The sequence below is a fragment of the Methylobacterium phyllosphaerae genome (genome assembly GCF_001936175.1).
GTDB lineage: Bacteria > Pseudomonadota > Alphaproteobacteria > Rhizobiales > Beijerinckiaceae > Methylobacterium > Methylobacterium fujisawaense.
On sequence record NZ_CP015367.1, the window covers coordinates 4269026 to 4289463 of the forward strand.

Consider the following 20438-nt stretch of genomic DNA (forward strand, 5'->3'; position numbering starts at 1 on the left):
CCGGTCGGCCCGAGGGGCCGTCAGGCCGCCCGGACCGTGGCGAGGAAGCCCGACACTTCGGCCCCGAGCTGCTCGGATTGCCGTGACAGCTCCGACGCTGCGGTGAGCACCTGCGCGGAGGCGGCGCCGGTCTCGCTTGCGGCCTGCGTGACGCTGCCGATGCTGACGGTGACCGACTGGGTGCCCTGAGCCGCCTGCGTGACGTTGCGGACGATCTCCTGGGTCGCCGCGCCCTGCTCCTCCATGGCGGCGGCCACGCCGACGGCGATCTCGCGGAGTTCAGTGATCGTCGCGCCGATCGACTGGATGGCCGCGACGGCCTCGCGGGTCTCGCCCTGGATGGCGTTGATCTGCGCGGCGATGGTGTCCGTCGCCCGCGCCGTCTGCGAGGCCAGCTCCTTGACCTCGCCTGCGACGACGGCGAAGCCGCGTCCCGCCTCGCCCGCACGGGCGGCCTCGATCGTGGCGTTGAGCGCCAGCAGGTTCGTCTGAGCGGCGATCCCGGAGATCAGGCCGACCACCGCCCCGATCTTCTCGGCGCCCTCGGCCAGCCCGCGCACGATCGTGGTGGACTGCGCGGCATCCGCGGCGGCCCGCTCGGCCATGATCGTGGAACGGGCGACCTGCTGGGCGATCTCGCCGATGGAGGCCGCCATCTCCTCGCTCGCCGCCGCCACGGTCTGGACGTTGGAGGAGGTCTGCTCGGCGGCCGAGGCGACGCTCATGGATTGACCCGCCGTCTGATCGGCCGTGCGGCTCATCGACTGGGCGGTCGCCTCCATCTCGGTTGCGGCCGAGGCCAGGCCGTGCGTGAGCTGCGTGACCTGGCTCTGGAACGCCCGCGTCGCATCGTCCAGCACCTGGGCCCGCCGCATCTTGGCGGCGTTCTCGATCGCCGCGGCCGCGTCGGCGTCCCGCTTGGCGATCATCGCCTCCTTGAACACCTGGACGGCCTGGGCCATCCCACCGATCTCGTCCGCCCGTTCCGCGCCTGTGACCGGCGCCTCGAGCTCGCCGGCGGCCAGGCGGGTCATCGTCGCCGTCATGCCGCCGAGCGGACGGATCACCTGCACGACGATCGTGTAGATGCCGTAGGCGATGCTGAGCGCCGCGAGGACGAGGGCGGCCAGCAGGGCGAGGCGCGACCAGCCCGCGGTGGTCTCGGAGCGCTCGAACTCCGCCTCCGCTTCACGGACCTGCAAGGCCGTGAGCTTGCCGAGGGTCGCGTTGGCGGTCCGCAGGCTCGTCAGCAGGTCCGCATGCGTGGACTCGAAATCCGAAGCGCGACCCGCCGCGATGCGCTTGAGGATCTCGGCCGCGATGGCATCGTTCCGGTCGAGCGACCCCTGCAGCTCGGTGGCCAGGGCCTTCTCCTCCGGGGTCAGGTAGGTCGCCAGATAGGCCGACCACTGCGTGTGCAGGTTGGAGAGATCGCGCTCGATCTGGTCCTTCGCCTGGGCCGGGTCGATCTGCCGGCCGCGCAGCCTGCGCGAGACGTCGATCAGGTCGTCATAGGCATCGCGGATGATGCTGAATTGCCGGAGGCAGACGACGCGGTCGTCGAAGACGGTCTTGAAGCTCTGGTGATTCCAGTGAAGGGCGAGATTGCCCATGGCGGCACATGCGAGCAGGAGCAGGCCCATGACGGCCAGGAGTGCGAGCAGTCTGAGTTTGATGGTCATCGTGGGCGGGTGGCCTTCCAGACGGTGGCATCCGAGACCGGCGGCGGCGCAGACACGCGCGCGGTGATTTCGGAGTTTGCACCTTGGTGAGGCACGATGATTAAAGTTTAGTCGATAAATGCAGTCGAGTTTCGAGCCAAGACAAGATTTCAAACGAACGTGATCGCGACTGCAAAGCGCGTGACTGATTTCTATCTAGAACTGATATTTTCAAGAAACTTCTATCGGAAGGTGTAAGTCCCGGCCTGCGACGGGGCTGGCCCGGCGACGGAGCCGACAGGATCGGCCGCTTCCTCAGGCGTCGCGCCATGCCGAGAAGGTCGCGGCCTGTCCCATATTCGTGCCGTCGCGGTCGAGCTGCCAGACCACCGCCTGGTCGATCCAGAACCGCCGGCCGTCCTTGGCGATCCGCAGGCCGCGATAGCCGCGGCTGTAGCCGTCCCGGGTGACCGCGTCGAGGAGGCTCTGCCGCGCGGCCCGTTCGGGCGCCTCGGCCGAGAGCCGCGAGGGCAGGCCGATCAGTTCGTCCCAGGCGTAGCCGAAGCAGGCCTGGGCGGCCCGGTTGCCGTAGACGAAGTGGGGATCCGCGCCGCCATCGTGGGCGAGGACCGCGAAGGGGGCCGCCGCGTAGAGCCAGGCCGCATCGGCACCGGCCGGCACCAGGGACTCGCCGAGCCGCCGCGCATAGCTGCCGGTGAGCAGGGCGAAGAAGTCCGGGTCGTGCGAGAGGTCCGTCATGATCCGCTACAGGACAGGGTCCGCGTCGATGCGCATGCGCAGGATCGCGTAGGGCGGCTGCTGCAGGTCCCGGCCGCGGTTGAATTCCGGCCGCCGGTTGACCTGGGCTGCCGAGATATAGAGCCATCGGTCCGGGGTGATCCAGAAGGTGTCGGCCCAGATCAGCCGGTCGTCGGCGGCCAGCACCTCCACGGTGCCGTCCGGCAGGCGCCGGCCGACCGCGTTGTGCTCCTGCAGGCTGAGATAGACCCGGTCCTCGGAATCGGTGGTCAGCCCGCCGGTCATGCCCTTCTCGCCGAGATCCTTGACAGCGGCGGCCACGGCCGCGTCCGAGACGTTCGGGTCGCGCAGGGCCGCGGTCTCGACCGCGTAGAGCCGCCGGCTCATCAGCGGCGCGTAGTACAGGCGGCGTCCGTCCGGGCTGATCGCGATGCCGTTGGCGCCGCCCTTCGGGCTCTTCTCCGGCGCGTCGCCCTTCCGCTCCATCACGGGCCGCCGCTCCACGAACTTGACCAAGCCCTCCTCGGAGCGCGTGCTGGGATGGTCCGCGAGGCGCCGCACCACCCGCCCGCTGTCGAGATCTACCGCGAGGATCGCCCCCGCGCCGGCCTGCCCCTGATCGGTGACGTAGGCCAGCGCCCGCCCGTCGCGCACGTCGACCCGCAGGTCGTTCAGCGAGGAATCCGGCACCACGCCCGCGTCGAGGGGGATCGTCCGGCGGATGCTGTTCCGGCCGATATCGATCGCCAGGATCTTCGCGCCGCCCGGCACCGGCCGTCCCTTGCCGGTCGGCAGGCCGGCATCGAGCACCCAGAGGGTGTCGTCACGGTCGAAGACGCCGTTCGGCACATGGAACAGGGTGGCCTGCGGCGCCTGCGGATCCGGGCGGTTGGCCGCCGCGTCGGGGTAGGGCTTCACCGATCCGTCGGGCAGCACCTCGCCGAGGGTGATCGGCTCCGCACCGGTGAAGCGCGGCATCGTCACGAAGATCCGTCCGCCCCGGGCGATGGCGAGTCCCGTGGGGGTCGAGGGCGCATCCGCCGCGATGGCGAGGTCCAGAATCCCCGCAGGCCGGCTCGTCGGGGGCGGCGGCGTCCCGGCGCGGGCCGCGGGGGCGGCGAGGGCCAGGAGCCCCGTTCCGATCAGGCGGCGGCGGTCGAGGCGCATGCGGATCCCGGCGTGGCGGTCATCGGAGTCCCGGCGGGGGCGCGGCGCGCGACCGACGGGATGCCGGCCCAACGCACGGGCCGTCCGGGCGATCCCGCGCGCCGGAATCCGCGCCCCGCCGATCGGGAGCCGGCGACGGGCGGTCCACAGGCGCCGCCGCGCGACGCTGGCCCCAGCCAGCGGCGTCACGGTAAGCACGATCGTGCCGGACCTCGATTCGGCGCCGCACGGGCCGAGGCCCGGGCCTGAGATTGGAGAGGTGGGACACGCATGGATCCCGAAGGATCCGAACCGGCGCCGGACACCGCGCCCCGGCCCGGCGCCGGCTCGCTGCGGGTCCTCGCCCTGGCGGTGCAGAAGGGCGGGACGGGCAAGACAACCCTCGCGGCCTCCCTGGCCGTCGCCGCCGCGGAGGCCGGCGAGCAGGTGACCGCCCTCGATCTCGACCCGCAGGGATCCCTGGCCGGCTGGGGGGCCCTGCGCAAGGGCGACCGCGGGAGCGACCGCGAGAGCGACGCCGTCGCGGTCGACCGGATCCAGCCCTGGGAGATGGGCCAGCTGTCGGAGATTCTCGGCATCCTCGCCGAGCAGGGCACGACGCTCGCCGTCCTCGACACCGCCGGCAGCGCGTCCGGCCTCGCGCCGGCCCTGAAGGATGCCGACTTCGTCCTGATGCCGGTCCGCCCCTCGCGGCTCGACATCGTGGCCGCCCGGCCGACCCTCCAGGCGCTCGTCGGGCTCGGGCTGCGGGAGCGGCTGGCCCTGGTGCTGAACCAGTGCCCGCCGCCGCCCTCGCCGCGCACCAGCGCCTACGCGGCGCAGCTGCGCGCCCTGGGCGTCCTGGCCGAGCCCGGCATCATCCACCGGGTCGACCACCAGGACGCCCTGGCGACCGGGCTCGGCGTCACGGAATACGCCCCCGTCAGCCCGGCCGCCGACGAGGTCCGGGCCCTCTGGACCTGGATCGACGGGAAGATGCGTTCGGCCTCCGCCCGCTGACGGCTCAGCCCTGGCCGAGGGCCGCGAGGATCCGCGCCCAGGAGCGCGTGCCCTTGTGGAAGCTCGTCAGGTCGTACTTCTCGTTCGGCGAGTGGATCCGGTCGTCGTCGAGGCCGAAGCCGATCAGCAGGGTGTCGCGCCCGAGGATCCGCTTGAAGTCGCCGACGATCGGGATCGAGCCGCCGGCCCCGACGGTCACCGCCGGCACGCCCCACTCGTCCTGCAGCGCGGCCTTGGCGGCTTCGAGCTGCGGCATGTCGAAGGGCAGGCTGATCGCCCGCGAGCCCTTGTAGGTGATGACCTCGACCCGGCAATCTGCCGGCACGCGTTCCCGCACGAACGCCTCGAAGCTCTCGGCGAGCCGCTTCGGATCCTGGTCGTCCACGAGGCGGAACGAGACCTTGGCGGAGGCGGTCGAGGCGATCACCGTCTTGGTGCCCTCGCCGGTATAGCCGCCGATGATGCCGTTGGCGTCGCAGGAGGGGCGCGACTGCACCAGCTCGATCGGCATGCGCCCGCGCTCGCCCGCGGGCTCCTTGAGGCCGATCGGCCCGAGCAGGGTCTCCGGCGTCAGGCCGAGGCCGCGCCACTGCTCCAGCACCTCGGGCGGGCGCTCGTGCACGCCCTCGTAGAAGCCCGGGATCGTCACGCGACCGTCGGCATCGTGCAGGTCGGCGATGATCTTCGACAGGACGTGGATCGGGTTGCGGGCGGCGCCGCCGAAGAAGCCCGAATGCAGGTCCCGGTCGGCGCAGGTCACCTTCACCTCGAAATAGGCGAGGCCGCGCAGGGACGAGGTGATGGCCGGGGTCTTCCGGTCCCACATGCCGGTGTCGCAGACGAGGACCACGTCGCAGCCGAGCCGGTCGCGGTTGGCGGCGACCCATTCGGGGAGCCCCTGCGAGCCGCTCTCCTCGGCGCCCTCGATCAGGATCGTGACGCCGCAGGGCAATTCGCCGTGCATGGCGATATAGGCCCGGCACGCCTCCACGAAGGTCATCACCTGCCCCTTGTCGTCGGAGGCGCCGCGCCCGACGATTTTCTTGCCGCCCTGCCCGTCATTGGCGAGGTGCGGCTCGAAGGGCGGCGTCGTCCACAGGTCGAGGGGGTCGACGGGCTGCACGTCGTAATGGCCGTAGAACAGGACGTGCGGCGCTCCGGGCTTCGGCTTGTGGGCCAGCACGACCGGATGGAGCGAGGTCTCCTCGACGGAGGTCTCGAAGCCCAGCGCGGTCAGGTCCTTGGCGAGCCAGGCGGCGGCCTCGCGGCACTGGCCGGCATAGGCGGGATCGGTGGAGATCGACGGGATCCGCAGGAAGGCGAACAGCCGCTCCAGGGCGTTCTCCAGATCCGTGTCGATGTCGTTGAGGATCGCGTCGAGCGCGGCCATCGGGGGCTCCGGGGTGCGGCGGGGACTCTGCGGGACGAGGGTTAGCCGAGGCGGGGCGGGGGCGGCAACGTCGGAGGACGAGTTGATTGGCCCCGGAGCCGCTTCGCGGACCCGCCAGCGATCATGGGGTGAGACAGCGCGCACCGGAACAGGCGCAGATTGGAATGGTTATCGATCGAGCCCTCAGGCCGGTGCCCGCGCGTCTCTGCCGGTTGCCGCTTCGGCCGATCCGTTCCCGCCCGGCCCCGGCCGGCCCAGACCGTGGACGACATCATGCGACTCGAGACCCAGCCGCCGGTGTCGGCGGATACGCCCATCGGCATCACGCTGACGATCAACGGGCAGCGGCGCGAACTCCGCGTCGCGCCCTGGACCACGCTCCTCGACCTGCTGCGCGAGCGGCTCGACCTCACCGGCACCAAGAAGGGCTGCGACCACGGCCAGTGCGGCGCCTGCACGGTGCTGGTGAACGGCACCCGGGTGAATTCCTGCCTGACCCTCGCGGTGATGAAGGACGGGGCCGAGATCACCACGGTCGAAGGGCTCGCCGCCCTCGGCGACCGGGCGGGCAGCAACGCCCTCCACCCGATCCAGGAGGCGTTCATCGAGCACGACGCCTTCCAGTGCGGCTACTGCACGCCCGGCCAGCTCTGCTCGTCGGTGGGCCTGATGAATGAGGGCCACGCCCACACCCGGGACGAGATCCGCGAGGCGATGAGCGGCAACCTCTGCCGCTGCGGCGCCTACACCAACATCGTCGACGCCATCGAGGACGTCATGCAGGGAGACGCCCGATGAACCGCTTCGATTACGTCCGCGCCGGCACGGTGGCGGAGGCGGTGCAGGCCTTCGGGGCCGGGGCCCGCTTCATCGCCGGCGGCACCAACCTGATCGACCTGATGAAGTACGAGGTCGAGAAGCCGGGCCGGCTGATCGACATCACCCACCTGCCCCTCGACCGGATCGAGGCGCACGGGGACGGGCTCCGGATCGGGGCGCTCGTGACCAACGCCAAGGTGGCGTACGACGACAGAGTGACGGCGCGCTATCCGCTCCTGCGCAACGCCATCCTGGCCGGCGCCTCGGCGCAGCTGCGCAACGCCGCCTCCACGGGCGGCAACCTGCTGCAGCGGACCCGCTGCTACTATTTCTACGACGTGGCCACGCCCTGCAACAAGCGCGCGCCCGGCTCCGGCTGCCCGGCGATCGGCGGGATGAACCGCATCCACGCGATCTTCGGCACGAGCGACAAGTGCATCGCCACGCACCCCTCCGACATGTGCATCGCGCTGGCCGCCCTGGAGGCCACCGTGCAGGTGAACGGGCCGCAGGGCGAGCGGTCGATCCCGTTCTCCGAATTCCACCGCCTGCCGGGGGAGTCCCCCGAGACGGACACGAACCTCGCCCCCGGCGAGATCGTCGTGTCGGTGGACCTGCCGGAGAGCCGCTTCCCGCAGCACTTCACCTACCTGAAGCTGCGCGACCGGTTGTCCTACGCCTTCGCGCTGGTCTCGGTGGCGGCGGGGCTCGAACTCGACGGCGACCGGATCAAGACCGCGCGCCTCGCGCTCGGCGGCGTCGCCCACAAGCCCTGGCGCAACCGCGAGGCCGAGGCCCTGCTCGAGGGCAAGCCCGCCACCCGCGCCAGCTTCCAGGACGCGGCCGACCTGATCGTCGCGGAAGCCAAGCCGCAATCGGAGAACGGCTTCAAGATCGATCTCGCCCGGCGGGCCATCGTGCGCGGCCTCGAACAGGCCGCCGCCGGCACGCCCCAGTCGCTCAGCGACAAGCGCATCCAGTAGGCCCCGCCATGACCCAGACCTCGAACCCCCAGACCTTCAGCTCCACCGGCCGCGACACCTTCGTCGGCACGCCGCGCAGCCGCATCGACGGGCCCGCCAAGGTCACCGGCCTCGCCAAGTACGCGGGCGAGTTCGCCGCGCCCGACCTCGCCTACGGCTATGTGGTGTCCAGCTCCATCGCCAAGGGCCGGATCACCGCCATCGAGTCCGCCGAGGCCGAGGCGGTCCCGGGCGTCCTCAAGGTCATTACCCACGCGAACCGGCCGCGCACCGCGTGGCGGGACAAGAACTTCCAGGACGCGGTGGCGCCCCCCGGCTCGCCCTTCCGCGCCCTCTACGACGACCTGATCGTGTTCAGCGGCCAGCCGGTCGCCCTGGTGGTGGCGGAAGATTTCGAGACCGCGCGCTACGCCGCGTCCCTCGTCCGCGTCAGCTACGCGATGCAGGAGCCCGTCACCGACCTGAAGGCCGTGCGCGGCGACTCCTACGATCCGCCCACCAAGCGCGAGGGCATCAAGCCGCCGCCGGCTCCGTGGGGCGACGCCGACCAGGCGTTCGGCAGCGCGCCGATCCGCGTGCAGGGCGGCTACAGCATGGCCAACGAGCACCACAACCCGATGGAGCCGCACGCCACCACGGTGGTGGTGGAGCAGGACGGGACCTACACGGTCTACGACAAGATCCAGGGCGTCTCGAACAGCCACCAGTACCTCGTCAACGTGTTCGGCCTGAAGCCCGATCAGGTCCGGGTGCTCAACCCCTATCTCGGCGGCGGCTTCGGCTCCGGGCTGCGCCCCCAATACCAGGCGTTCCTGGCGATGCTGGCCGCCCAGGAGCTGAAGCGCTCGGTCCGGGTCACCCTGACCCGCGACCAGATGTGGTCCTTCACCTACCGGGGCGAGGCGCTCCAGACCGTCGCGCTCGGCGCCGAGCCGGACGGCACGCTGACGACGCTGCGGCACGACGCCGTCCAGGGCACCTCCACCTTCGAGGATTACCAGGAGGTGATCGTCAACTGGTCGGGGGTTCTCTACCGCTGCGAGAACGTGGCCCTGACCTACCGCATCGCCAAGCTCGACACCGCCACCCCGGGCGACATGCGCGCCCCCGGTGCCGTGACCGGGGTCTTCGCCATCGAGACCGCCATGGACGAGCTCGCCTATGCGACCGGCCAGGACCCAATCGCCCTGCGGCTGAAGAACTACGCCGAATCCGACGCCACCGCCCAGGGCAAGCCCTTCGGCTCGAAGGAGCTGAAGAGCTGCTTCCGGCAGGGCGCCGAGCGCTTCGGCTGGGCGAAGCGCAATCCCGAGCCCCGCTCCATGCGCGAGGGGCGGGAGCTCGTCGGCTGGGGCGTGGCCACCGGCATCTGGGAATCGATGATGATGCAGTCGAGCGCCATCGCGACCCTGACGCCGGACGGCCGCCTGACGGTGGGCAATTCCACCGGCGATATCGGCACCGGCACCTACACGATTCTGACGCAGATCGCCGCCGACACCCTCGGCCTGCCGATGGACGCGGTGACGACCAAGCTCGGCGACACCCGCCTGCCGGAGGCGCCGGTCGCCGGCGGCTCCTGGACGGCGGCCTCCTCGGGCACCGCCGTGATGAAGGCCTGCCGCAACGTCGGCGAACAGGTGTTCAAGCTCGCCCGCGGGCTTGAGAACTCGCCGCTCGCCAATGTCGACTTCGACCGGGCCGTCTTCGCGGACGGCCGGATCTCGGTTGCCGGCGATCCGGGCCGCAGCGTCTCCCTGGTCGAGGTGATGCAGGCGGCCGGCGTCGACAAGGTCGAGGCGGTCGAACAGGCCGGGCCCGACAAGGACTTCAATCAGAAATACGAGGCCTACACCCATTCGGCGATCTTCGTGGAGGTGAAGGTCGACGAGGAACTGGGTCAGGTCCGGGTGACCCGCGTCGTCTCGGCGATCGCGGCCGGCAAGGTGCTGAACCCGAAGACCGCGCGCAGCCAGATTCTCGGCGGCGTCGTCATGGGGATCGGCTCGGCCCTGGAGGAGGAGTCGATGCTCGACCACCGGATCGGCCGGTTCATGAACCACAATCTCGGCGAGTATCATGTGCCGGTGAACGCCGACATCTACGACATCGACGTGATCTTCGTGGCGGAGGAGGACAAGGCGAACCCGCTCGGCGTGAAGGGGCTCGGCGAGATCGGGATCGTCGGCACCGCGGCGGCGATCACCAACGCGGTGTTCCACGCCACCGGCAAGCGGGTGCGCGACCTGCCGATCACGATCGACAAGCTGCTCTGAAGCCGAGATCCGAGCGCCGCCGCGCCCCGGGCGCGGCGGTCACATCAACGTCCACGGGCGCATCCGCATCGCGAGCGCCGTGATGCGATCTGGGGGTGCGCGCTCGGTCGGCGTGGCACTCCGCCTGTCGCTCCGCGCGCGAAGACGCCGAGCGCCCGGAACCGAAACGGCGTGAGAGCTCCGTGAGCCACCTGCTGCACTCCTGGCGCTTCTGGGCGCTCGCCGCCGCCGGCTTCGCGGCACTCACCGCGATCCTCGCCAAGGTCGGGGTCTCGGGCGTCCAGTCGGATGTCGCGACCTTCGTGCGGACCGCCGTGATCCTGGTCTTCGCCGGGGCGATCGTCGTCGGCTCCGGGCAGGCCGGCGGCCTCGCGCAGATCTCCGGCCGCAGCCTCGTCTTCCTCACCCTGTCGGGGCTCGCCACCGGGGCGTCGTGGCTCTGCTACTTCCGGGCCCTGTCGCTGGGCGACGCCGCCCGGGTCGCGCCGATCGACAAGCTCAGCGTCGTGCTGGTGGCGATCCTCGGCGCCACCCTGCTCGGCGAAACCCTCAGCCTCGCCGCCTGGATGGGCGTCGGCCTGATCGCCGCCGGGGCCGCCCTCGTCGCATCCGGCTGGTAAGCGCTGGTCAGCGGATGCGTGCCGGCGCACAGATCCGTTAACCGGTGGAGCGCATCCTGACGGTCCCTCGCGAACGGGGACCGTCATGGATTGGGTCTATCGTGGCTTCGAGACCTCGCTGATCGGTCTCGCCCTGTGTCTCGGCCTCGCCGCCTGTTTGACGCTCGGTACCGAGCGGACACCGACCGGCACGCTCTCCGTCACCCTGCCGATGCTCACGGTGACCGCTCCCGCGCCCTGAGGCGAAGGGAGCGGTCGGATCCGGCGGAGCGTCAGGCGGCGCTGTTCACGGCGCGGAACATGAAGCTCCGGGCCTCGTCGTCCATCTCGGCCTTGAAGGCGTGGCGGCCCTTCAGCGCCTCGGCGGCCTGCGCGGCCGGCCGCGCGTTGAGCGCATCGAGGTGGCGCTTGACGTTGGGCAGGTCCCCGAAGGCGCCTTCGCCGAGGATGAACGGCACCATCCGGGCCCAGCCCCAGACCGCCATGTCGACGATCGTGTAGGTGTCGCCCAGCACGTAGGTGCGGTCGGCGAGGCGCTGGTCGAGGATGCCCCAGTGCCGGCGCGCCTCGAAGGTGTAGCGTTCGGTGGCGTAGGCGCCCCCGTCCTGCGCGAAGTGGCGGAAATGCACGCACTGGCCGGAGAACGGCCCGATGCCGGTGGCCACGAACATCAGCCACGACAGCATCTCGCCGCGGACCGGCTCGCCCTCCGGCAGGAACCGGCCGGTCTTGCCCGCCAGATACATCAGGATCGCGTTCGAATCGAACACGGTCACGTCGCCGTCGACGATCGCCGGCACCTTCCCGTTCGGGTTGACCGCCGTGTAGGCGGGATCGAACTGCTCGCCCTTGCGGGTATCGACCGGCACCGGCTCGTAGGGCAGCCCCATCTCCTCGAGGCAGAGGGCGACCTTCATGGGGTTGGGGCTGAGATTGTAGAAGAATCGAATCACGGCGCTCTCCCTGAACGACCCCGGCAGGATGTCCGGGCCGGGCGAACGCACAAGCCGCCGCCGCGCAGGGCGGCTATTCCACGATGATCTTGTAGCCGCGACCCGGCACCAGCGCGGCGCCGCGCTCCAGGCCGTTGAGGACGAGGAACCGGTCGAGCGCCCGGTCGGGCACCGCCATGCGGCGGGCGAGATCCTCGGCATTGGCCGACATCGCCTGGACCACCTGCAGCCGCAGGGGACGCAGGACCGCCTCGTCCGGCGACACGGCGACGAGGGTCGCGGTCCAGCGGCGGAAGGCCGGGTCGGGATCGGCGGTGCCCTTGGCGGCCATGATCATCCGGTAGGTCGAATCGCCGATCCGGATCGCCGCGAGGCGGAAGGTCCACTCCTTCCCCCGCGACAGCGCGAAGGCCGCCGGGTGGCCGCCGACCTCCCGGGTCTCGAAGCCGGCCGGGTCGAAGGCGTCGTTCCAGCTCGCCTTGAGCACCGCGTCGAGGGGCTGGCCCTCCTTGGCCTCGATCTGGTCGAACAGCAGGCGCCGGCTGCCGTCCTGGGTCGTCCCGAGCACCGCCGAGCGGGTGTTCTCCAGGGTGAAGCCCTCCGGCACCTCGAAGGCGATACCGAGGCCGGGATGGATGAAGCGGTGCCCGCGCACCGCGCCGTCGCGCGGATTGTCGCCGTAGGCGAGGCCGTCCACCGCCGCGAGGTAGGTGGCGCGGTCGTCGGTGCCGATGCCCGGCGCGCCGATGCGGCGGGCCGCCCGGGTGACCTGGGTGATGCGCTCGGCCGTGCCCGGATGGGTCGCCAGCATGTCGGGCGCGTTGGCGCTGCCGGCCTTCAGCCCCGTCGAGCGGCTGAGGGCGGTGAGGAAGCGCCCGGCCGCGAACGGATCGTAGCCGGCCTTGGCGAGGGTGCGCACGCCGGTGGCGTCCGCCTCCAGTTCCTGCTCGCGGGAGAACCGGGCCAGGGCGAAGCGGGACTGGTGCTGGAGCTGCGCGCCGGTATCGGGATCGTTCAGCACGTCGGCCACGACCCGGCTGACGAGCGCCGAGCGCAGCTCCAGCTCGCTGCGGGCCGTGGCGTGGTTGAGGGTCACGTGGGCCATCTCGTGCGCCAGGACGGCGGCCACCTCGGAGGTATCGCTCGCCAGGGCCACGAGGCCGCGGGTCACGTAGAGCCGCCCGTTCGGCAGCGCGAAGGCGTTGACCACCGGCGAATCGAGGAGCGTCACCGTGTAGCTCTGATCGGGCCGGTCGCTGGCCCGCACGAGGCGGTCCGTCACCTCCGTGAGCAGCCGCATCACGTTGGGCGCCCGCGCCTCGCCCCCGAAGGAGGCCACGAGCTTGAGGTGGTCGGCGTCCGCGGCGCGCTCGCGGCCCGTCGTGCGCGGCGCCTCCGCGGGCACCCGGACCACGGCCGGCCGCACGGTCGCCTCGGTCTGGTCGGCGACGCAGGCGCCGAGCAACAGGGCGAGCCCGCCGAGCGCCGCCGCACCGCGCGGGCGGCGTCCCGCCCCGTGGACGCACGCCCCGATGATGTGACCCGTGATCCCGCCCATCGCGATCAGCGCCGCAATTCCCGTTCCCTGTCCGGACCGGCCTCCGGCCGGTCCGCCTCGTCCAGAACCTCGATCCCGTCGACGGCGGCCTCCAAGGTCGGGCCGCGCCGGACCTCGAGGAGGCCGCGCACCCGCACGCGCCGGTCTTCGAGCGAGGCCGCACTCAAACCACGGGCGCGCATCATTCGCCAAGTGCGTTTCGATACCGTCACCGTGAGCCCGTCCGTGCCCCGGGCCGCGAAATCGAGATAGGTGCGCGCGCCCCGCTCGCCGATATGGCGGATGCGCCCCTCCACGACGACGAAATGCCCCGCCTTCGCCCGGAGCGCCGGGCCGTCCTGCGCCCCTGGAAGCGGCGCGCGCCAGAGGCCGAGCCTGCGCGCGCGGGCCGCCGCCTCCACAAGGCGCAGGGCGGGGCGGCAGAGCGAATCGGCCTCGTTCGCGTCCGCGACGGCGAGGCCCGCCCCGATGAGGCCGCCCGCCAGATCCTCCTCACCCTCCGCGATCAGGAGATCGGCCCGCACCCGATCCCAGCGGTCGGGCTGCCCGCGCGGAATCATCGTGACCCTGGCGCCCAGACGGGCCTCCAGCCAGGCCTGGGCCGCGGATGCGGCCTCCGGCGCGTCCGGCCACCGCAGCGAGTCCGGCACCGCCCGGACGCCCGACGCGAGGCGGATCTCCCCCCGGGGACCGATCCCCGCGATGACCTCGACGCGCGCCGGCCCCGCGATGCATTCGGACAGGCTGGTCCGCGGGGCGGCCCGGACCGGAAGGACGCCCGGCGTCGCGGCGAGGGAGGCCGTGAGCACGACCGCGCGCACCGCTGCGCGCACCACCCGCGCCGCTGCCGCGCTCCGCTGTCTCTCCCAGCCCGTGATCCCGCCCATGGAACACCCCCGAGGCCGCGAGCCCCGGCCGTCCGCCTTTCCACCGGGCGCGGTTGGCCTCGGACGGGGAGAATGCTATGGAGCACGCGGTTGTCTCCGTAGCTCAGCTGGACAGAGCACAGGTTTCCTAAGCAGGTTCAATTGGGCGTCGCGTCGGGAAACCACGCGGCGGATCCGCTCAAAGTCGGGGAAAGCTTCCGGCATCGGCGCTCAGGCGTCCGATGCTCTGCCGATCCCGAGCCAAGCCCGACGGTGCCCCGGCGGGAAGGTGTAGAGACTAGACGGGCGGCACCTAACGGCTGGAGGCGATCCAGCCCACGGTGAAGGGATAGTCCAGGCCACGAACGCGAGCCTTCGGGACGCGGCGGCGAAAGCCGAAGTGGTATGAAACCTGGGGTCGCAGGTTCGAGCCCTGCCGGGGACGCCAAGTTTTCGCGTCTTGCAATTCTCTCCGGCCGCGGAGCCGCGCGCAAATCGTCCGCCACGGTGACCGCCTGCCGGTGACAAGTACCGAGGGCCGCGCTAAGCTTTGCTGCCAGGATTCATGGCGGGGGTGGACGAGCACTTCATGGCGGGCCAGAAGACCGATCAGCGCGACGTCTATGTCGGGCAACGCATCGCCGAGCAGCGCCGGAAGGCGTCGCTCACACAGCGCCGCGTCGCGCAGAGCTTCGGTATGTCTGCTGCCCAGCTCCAGAAGTATGAGAAGGGCACCAACCGGATCAGCGCCGTCCATCTCGATATCTTCTCGCGGATGACCGGCGTGCCGATGGATTACTTCTTCAAAGGCATGCCCCGGAACGATGACTTCGTCGCGCCGGGCTTCGGCGAGCGCGAGCAATCGGCCCTGTCGGATGGCGGCCTGAAGGGGCTGGCCGAAATCGTGGGCCGTCACATCACCGAAAACTTCTCCGAGGAAGCGCGCCGCGACGTGGCCGACGCCATCCGCGCCCTGGAGAGCAAGATCGGCGGTTGAGGCCGCGGCGGGATCCCCGGGTCGGCCGTTCTTTCGGTCGTTTCGTTCGTTATAACGGATCCGTTCGTTCCTCCATCTTGACCGTCCACTGCTCGGGTGCGAGAACGCCCGCCCCATGAAGGGTCTAACGCCGCGATCGCGACGGCGTACCTCTGAAACTGAGGCCGTCTGATGCCGCGCTCAAACTATCTGTTCACCAGCGAGTCCGTGTCCGAGGGGCACCCCGACAAGGTCTGCGACAGAATCTCCGACACCGTCGTCGACGCCTATCTCGCGGCGATGCCGGAGGCACGGCTCGGCGTCGAGACCCTCGCCACCACCAACCGCATCGTCATCGCCGGCGAGGTGCGCGGGCCCGATTCGGTCACCTTCAAGGACCTCGAGGCCCTGACCCGCGAGGCCGTGAAGGATATCGGCTACGAGCAGTCGGGCTTCCACTGGAAGAACAACGACGTCGCCATCTACCTCCACGCCCAGTCGGCCGACATCGCCCAGGGCGTGGACGCCGCCGGCAACAAGGACGAGGGCGCGGGCGACCAGGGCATCATGTTCGGCTACGCCGCCGACGAGACCCCCGAGCTGATGCCGGCACCGATCTTCTACGCCCACAAGATCCTCAAGGACCTCGCCGACGCCCGCAAGGCGAAGCAGGGCGACGCCGCCAAGCTCGGGCCCGACGCCAAGAGCCAGGTCACGGTCCGCTATGAGAACGGCCGCCCGGTCGAGGTCACGCAGATCGTGCTGTCGACGCAGCACCTCGACGAGTCCCTCGATTCCGCGGACGTGCGCGCCATCGTCGAGCCCTACATCCTCAAGGCCCTGCCGCAGGGCTGGGTCAACGAGGGCACGGCCTGGCACGTGAACCCGACCGGCAAGTTCGTGATCGGCGGTCCGGACGGCGATGCCGGCCTCACCGGCCGCAAGATCATCGTCGACACCTACGGCGGCGCGGCCCCGCATGGCGGCGGCGCGTTCTCCGGCAAGGATCCGACGAAGGTCGACCGCTCGGCGGCCTACGCGGCGCGCTACCTCGCCAAGAACGTGGTGGCCGCGGGCCTCGCCAGCCGCGCCACGATCCAGCTCGCCTACGCGATCGGCGTCTCGAAGCCGCTCTCGATCTACGTGGACCTGCACGGCACCGGGAACGTGGACGAGGCCAAGCTCGAAGCCGTGCTGATGGACGCCATGGACCTGTCGCCCCGCGGCATCCGCACGGCGCTCGGCCTCAACAAGCCGATCTACGCGCGCACCTCGGCCTACGGCCATTTCGGCCGCGCCCCGGAGGCCGATGGCGGCTTCTCCTGGGAGCGGACCGACCTCGCCGGCAAGCTGAAGTCCGCCCTCGCCTGAGGACGGAATCGCCCCGGACCCGCGGAGCGGGTTCGGGGCAGCGCCGGTTCCGGTGTCGTCCGGGGCCTGCTCCGGACGCACACCCACCGCGATCGGCGCCCCCATGCCTGGGTCCGACCGGTGGCCGGCTCGGGCCGGCAACCGCTGCGTCATCCGGGGCCGCCCCGCGGAGTCCGCATCCAGACGCGCCGGCGGATCCGGATCCGCGTCGGGACGGCGATCCCGGATCCGGGCTTGCCCGCGGCCCCCGGACCGATGGCGCGAGACACCGGCACGGGACGAAGGTCCCACGCCGCCGAGCAACCCCGCTGAGATGCGCAAGCCCTTCGACGGCGCACCGTGACCATGTCTGACACGTCTGGACGCGCCGCACCGCCGGCCGAGGAGCTGGAGCGCGCCTTTTTCGGCCGGCGCAAGGGCAAGCGCCTGCGCGGCCAGCAGGAGCGCCGGCTCGCCGAGCTTCTGCCGGCCCTGCGCATCGACCTGCCGCCGGACGACCGGCCCCTCGATCCGCGGACGCTGTTTCCCGCGATGGCGGCGCCGCCCGAGGCGCTCTGGCTGGAGATCGGCTTCGGCGGCGGCGAGCACCTCGCCGCCCAGGCGGCCGCGCAGCCGACCGTCGGCATCATCGGCGCCGAGCCCTTCGTGAACGGTGTGGTCAAGCTGCTGGCGGCGATCGAGGCGCAGGGTCTGCGCAACGTCCGCATCCGCGACGCGGACGTGACCGCCCTCCTGGCGCGCCTGCCGGATGCCTGCCTCGATCGGGTCTACCTGCTCTATCCCGATCCCTGGCCCAAGCGCCGGCAGCGCAAGCGCCGCTTCGTCTCCGATGCCTCGCTCGCCGAGATCGGCCGGGTGCTGAAGGATGGCGGCCTGTTCCGCTTCGCCAGCGACATCGACGACTACGCCGGCTGGACGCTGGTCCGGGCCGCGCGCTGCCCGGACCTCACCTGGACGGCACGGGGTGCGCAGGACTGGACGCAGCCCTTCCCGGGTTGGCCCGGCACGCGCTACGAGGCCAAGGCGCTGGAAGCGGGGCGGCGGCCCACCTACCTGGAATTCGCCCGGCATCCGCGCTGAGACCGGCCTCGATCGCGCCGCCCGGGCGCCCGGTCGCCGCAGGCGGAGCGGAACGCCTTGCCACAGTCACGCTCGATCGCCATCCTGAAGTCCCGCCGCGGTTGCGGATCGCGGGGCGGGGTTCATCTCCGGCGGGAGCGTGCCACGGCACGTTCGAGGATTCTTCCGAGTGAATGAGAGGGTGGGGCAGGACCCGGCGGCGGCGGACCCGTCCCGCACCGGCTTCGACGACGCCGCGATCGGCCTCGTCGTGCTGTCGGCGGACGAGGCGACGATCGCTGCCGCCAATCGGGCGCTGCACGATCTCCTCGGCTGGCCGCAGGGCGCCCTGCCCGGGCGGGCGGCCACCGATCTCCTGACCGAGGGACCGGAGGGGCTCCGGGACGGCCTCCAGTTCTGGCGCCGCTCGGACGGCACCTCCCTCGACGTGCGGGTCCGGCGCGCAGGCCTGACCCTGGTCGTCGAGGCGGTCGACGTGGATGCGGCCGCCCATTCCGAGGCGAACCGGGAGGCGCTGGCGGCCGCCGGGCTCGGGGAATGGCGCTGGGACCGGGCGACGGGCCTTCTCACCCTGTCGCGCCGCGCCGCCCGGATCCTCGGCCGGCCGCCGGGTCGCTCCGTCTCGTGGGAGGCGCTCAAGACCGGCCTGTCGCAGGCGGAACTCACCCGCCTGAGCGCGCTCATCGACGACGCGGCCGGAACCGACGAGCCCTATCAGTTCGACACGGCCACGACGGTGGCGGGGCGCTCCGTGATCCTGCGGGTGCGGGGGCAGGCCGTGCCGGGCCCGGACGGCAGACCGGCCAGTATGGTCGGCGTCATCCAGGACATCACCACACGGGTCGAGGCCCGGGACGAGATCCTGTCCCGCGACCAGCGCCTGCGGGTCGCGACCACGGTCGCCAAGCTCGGGATCTTCGAGTGGCACATGCTCGAGGACCAGGCGATCTGGGAGAACGAGCACATGTACGAGATCTTCGGGCACACGCCCGAGGACGGGACGATCGGCAAGACCGAGTTCCTCAACGACATCCTCCATCCCGAAGACCGTCCCGCGGTCCGCCGGGCGATCTCCAAGGCGCTGCGGGAGGACGGCGATCTCCACATCAGCGGCCGGATCCGGCGCAAGTCCGACGGCGTGTGGCGCACGATCGACATGGCCGGGCGGTTCGAGCGCGACGCCCCCGGCCGCCTGCCGCGCCGCCTGATCGGCGTCGTGGCGGATGTGACCGACCGCCGGGTCGCGGAGGAGCGCCAGAGCCTGCTGATCCGGGAACTGCATCACCGGGTGAAGAACACGCTGGCCACCGTCCAGGCCATCGTCGGCTCCACGGCGCGGACGGCGTCGAGCATCGAGAGCTTCTACGAGGCGTTCGTCGGGCGCATCAAATCCCTGGCGCACACGCACTCGGTCCTCACCGAGGACACGTGGCAGATGGCGTCCCTCGCCAACCTCCTGCGCAACGAGCTGAAGCCCTACGCGGAGGTGGCGCCGGACGGCGGCGCCGAGGGCCGCATCAGCCTCGACGGGCCGGCGATCGACCTGCCCTCCGAGATCGCGGTCCCGATCGGCATGGCGATCCACGAACTGACCACCAACGCCGCGAAGTACGGGGCGCTCTCGAACCGCACCGGGCGGGTGGCGGTGGAATGGTCGCTGGAGCCCGGCGGACCGGCCGGGATCCTGCGGTTCTCCTGGCGTGAGACGGGCGGTCCCCCCGTCTCGCCGCCGAGCCGTCAGGGTTTCGGGTCGCGCCTGCTGCAGCGCGTCCTGATCACCCAGGTCCAGGCCGAGGTGACGACCGACTACGCCCCCGGCGGTTTCGCCCTGACGATGCGGGCGCCGATCCCGCCGCGCAACGACAGCCTCAACCCGCTGGTGTGAGGCCGCGTCCCCGCCGCTGGCTCGGACAGGTCACCGTCCTTGCGGGGGACGGGGCCATCGAGCAGCGCACCGCGCCCGCAGACGGCGCGCGGCCCTGGGTCGCTGCGCTGCGCGCGCGCGGACGCGGGGCTCAGGCCGCGCCGCGGGTCCCGGCCTCGCCGCCGCCATCCACGAAGGCCTTCAGCTCGTCGAGCGACCCGAAGGTGAAGCGGCCCTGCGGCGTCTCCGCCTCGATCGAGCCGTCCTCGAACATCACGTAGGTGTTGCCGCCCGAGGCGTAGCGCCCCACCACGGTGCGCGTGGCGGGCTTCGGAGCCGGCTCGGGCTCAGGGGGAGTGTCGAGGCTCGGGCGCAGGGCGGGTGTCTCCTCCTGCGGTCCTTCCTGCGGTTCCTTATGGGGCTCCTCCGACCGGGATTCCGGAGGCGGCTCGGGGGCGGCGAACAGGTCGTCGTCGGGCGCGATCGCGGCTTCGGCCTTCGGGGCTTCCGGCGCGGGTGCGCGGATCGGCTCCGCCACGTGGACGGGAGGCGCCACATGCAGCGGCGGCGGCTCGGCCGGAACGGGTCTCTCCAACTCGGCCAAAGAGGGGCCCGCGACGGGCGTGCGGGCCTCGTCGGCCCGAAGTTCCAGGTTCGGCTCGATCCGGGGGCGCTCGGGGTCGAAGGCCGGCTCCACCACCGAGGGCACGATGAAGGCGGGCGCCGCCGGCAGGACCGGCGGCAGCCGGATCCGGCCCTCGTCGGGGGACATCGTCGGTGCGGCGCCCGCGGTGGCCTCCCGCGGGCCGGCCATCGGATTCCGCCCGATCGCCCGTTCGACCCGTCGGAAACCGAGGGCCACCACGCCGAGGCCGAGGAGGACCGCACCCGACGAAGCCGCCACAGACCCCGCGATCACCATCGCGAGCCCGCTCTCCAGACGCACGTACGGGAAGCCCTGGATCACGGCGGCGCAGCCCCCGATGATCATGGCGGCGGCGAGCGCGAACAGCGCAGCGATCATGATACTCTCTAGACACGGGCCGGCTGACGGCCGGCACTCAAGGCGGTCGCACAGTAAGGCCTACCGATCATA

The 20438-nt window shown here is 71.5% G+C and carries 18 protein-coding genes; 10 read left to right on the forward strand and 8 right to left on the reverse strand.

Annotated elements, in window-relative coordinates:
- Positions 1-20 precede the first annotated feature (20 nt).
- The 3 genes from MCBMB27_RS19390 to MCBMB27_RS19400 form a co-directional block, all read right to left on the reverse strand.
- Positions 21-1682 (reverse strand): methyl-accepting chemotaxis protein, encoded by a 1662-nt coding sequence (locus MCBMB27_RS19390; protein ID WP_043379378.1) that lies wholly within the window; start codon positions 1680-1682, stop codon positions 21-23.
- A gap of 294 nt (positions 1683-1976) precedes the next feature.
- Positions 1977-2420: an MEKHLA domain-containing protein gene (locus tag MCBMB27_RS19395; protein ID WP_075381077.1), complete on the reverse strand. Its 444-nt coding sequence runs from the start codon at positions 2418-2420 to the stop codon at positions 1977-1979.
- A 6-nt stretch (positions 2421-2426) separates the two neighbouring features.
- Positions 2427-3587: an SMP-30/gluconolactonase/LRE family protein gene (locus MCBMB27_RS19400; RefSeq protein ID WP_083683854.1), complete on the reverse strand. Its 1161-nt coding sequence runs from the start codon at positions 3585-3587 to the stop codon at positions 2427-2429.
- Between the two features lie 270 nt (positions 3588-3857).
- On the opposite strand from MCBMB27_RS19400, the gene MCBMB27_RS19405 reads away from it, so the two are divergent.
- Positions 3858-4586 (forward strand): ParA family protein, encoded by a 729-nt coding sequence (locus MCBMB27_RS19405; protein WP_043759721.1) that lies wholly within the window; start codon positions 3858-3860, stop codon positions 4584-4586.
- Positions 4587-4590: 4 nt separating this feature from the next.
- Here MCBMB27_RS19405 and MCBMB27_RS19410 read toward each other — a convergent pair whose 3' ends face one another.
- The gene (locus MCBMB27_RS19410) at positions 4591-5976 is read right to left on the reverse strand and encodes a M20/M25/M40 family metallo-hydrolase (protein WP_075381078.1); all 1386 of its coding nucleotides are present in this window, start codon (positions 5974-5976) and stop codon (positions 4591-4593) included.
- A 273-nt stretch (positions 5977-6249) separates the two neighbouring features.
- Between MCBMB27_RS19410 and MCBMB27_RS19415 the strand changes: the two genes are divergently transcribed.
- The 5 genes from MCBMB27_RS19415 (at position 6250) to MCBMB27_RS30275 (ending at position 10915) form a co-directional block, all read left to right on the forward strand.
- On the forward strand, positions 6250-6774 hold the full coding sequence (locus MCBMB27_RS19415; RefSeq protein ID WP_043379471.1) for a (2Fe-2S)-binding protein: 525 nt from the start codon (positions 6250-6252) through the stop codon (positions 6772-6774).
- Entirely contained in the window at positions 6771-7778 is a 1008-nt protein-coding gene (locus MCBMB27_RS19420; RefSeq protein ID WP_043354027.1) for an FAD binding domain-containing protein, read from the forward strand. The genes MCBMB27_RS19415 and MCBMB27_RS19420 overlap by 4 nt, the downstream gene beginning before the upstream one ends.
- Before the next feature lie 8 nt (positions 7779-7786).
- Complete coding sequence (locus tag MCBMB27_RS19425; RefSeq protein ID WP_075381079.1) at positions 7787-10054, forward strand: xanthine dehydrogenase family protein molybdopterin-binding subunit; 2268 nt, start codon at positions 7787-7789, stop codon at positions 10052-10054.
- 182 nt (positions 10055-10236) lie between these two features.
- A complete protein-coding gene (locus MCBMB27_RS19430) occupies positions 10237-10674 on the forward strand; it encodes an EamA family transporter (protein ID WP_043346438.1) in 438 nt (145 codons plus the stop codon).
- 85 nt (positions 10675-10759) lie between these two features.
- On the forward strand, positions 10760-10915 hold the full coding sequence (locus MCBMB27_RS30275; RefSeq protein ID WP_167380420.1) for a hypothetical protein: 156 nt from the start codon (positions 10760-10762) through the stop codon (positions 10913-10915).
- Between the two features lie 31 nt (positions 10916-10946).
- Here the strand turns inward: MCBMB27_RS30275 and MCBMB27_RS19435 are convergent, their stop codons facing one another.
- From MCBMB27_RS19435 to MCBMB27_RS19445, 3 genes are all read right to left on the reverse strand, one after another.
- The gene (locus tag MCBMB27_RS19435) at positions 10947-11627 is read right to left on the reverse strand and encodes a glutathione S-transferase family protein (RefSeq protein WP_043346447.1); all 681 of its coding nucleotides are present in this window, start codon (positions 11625-11627) and stop codon (positions 10947-10949) included.
- Positions 11628-11700: 73 nt separating this feature from the next.
- Positions 11701-13185 carry a M48 family metalloprotease gene (locus MCBMB27_RS19440; RefSeq protein WP_043379364.1) on the reverse strand — a complete coding sequence of 495 codons (1485 nt, stop codon included), beginning with the start codon at positions 13183-13185 and terminating at the stop codon, positions 11701-11703.
- A 5-nt stretch (positions 13186-13190) separates the two neighbouring features.
- Positions 13191-14072 carry a thermonuclease family protein gene (locus MCBMB27_RS19445; protein ID WP_075381080.1) on the reverse strand — a complete coding sequence of 294 codons (882 nt, stop codon included), beginning with the start codon at positions 14070-14072 and terminating at the stop codon, positions 13191-13193.
- Positions 14073-14640: 568 nt separating this feature from the next.
- On the opposite strand from MCBMB27_RS19445, the gene MCBMB27_RS19450 reads away from it, so the two are divergent.
- The 4 genes from MCBMB27_RS19450 to MCBMB27_RS19465 all read left to right on the forward strand — a co-directional run bounded on the left by MCBMB27_RS19450 (position 14641) and on the right by MCBMB27_RS19465 (position 19363).
- The gene (locus MCBMB27_RS19450) at positions 14641-15048 is read left to right on the forward strand and encodes a helix-turn-helix domain-containing protein (RefSeq protein ID WP_043346443.1); all 408 of its coding nucleotides are present in this window, start codon (positions 14641-14643) and stop codon (positions 15046-15048) included.
- Positions 15049-15219: 171 nt separating this feature from the next.
- Positions 15220-16398, forward strand: a complete 1179-nt coding sequence (gene metK, locus MCBMB27_RS19455) for a methionine adenosyltransferase (protein WP_043379362.1) — start codon at positions 15220-15222, stop codon at positions 16396-16398.
- A 345-nt stretch (positions 16399-16743) separates the two neighbouring features.
- Positions 16744-17478, forward strand: a complete 735-nt coding sequence (gene trmB / locus MCBMB27_RS19460; protein WP_053609374.1) for a tRNA (guanine(46)-N(7))-methyltransferase TrmB — start codon at positions 16744-16746, stop codon at positions 17476-17478.
- A 169-nt stretch (positions 17479-17647) separates the two neighbouring features.
- Positions 17648-19363: a sensor histidine kinase gene (locus MCBMB27_RS19465; RefSeq protein WP_075381081.1), complete on the forward strand. Its 1716-nt coding sequence runs from the start codon at positions 17648-17650 to the stop codon at positions 19361-19363.
- 130 nt (positions 19364-19493) lie between these two features.
- On the opposite strand, the gene MCBMB27_RS19470 is transcribed toward MCBMB27_RS19465, so the two are convergent.
- Positions 19494-20366 carry a hypothetical protein gene (locus MCBMB27_RS19470; RefSeq protein ID WP_075381082.1) on the reverse strand — a complete coding sequence of 291 codons (873 nt, stop codon included), beginning with the start codon at positions 20364-20366 and terminating at the stop codon, positions 19494-19496.
- Between the last annotated feature and the right edge of the window lie 72 nt (positions 20367-20438).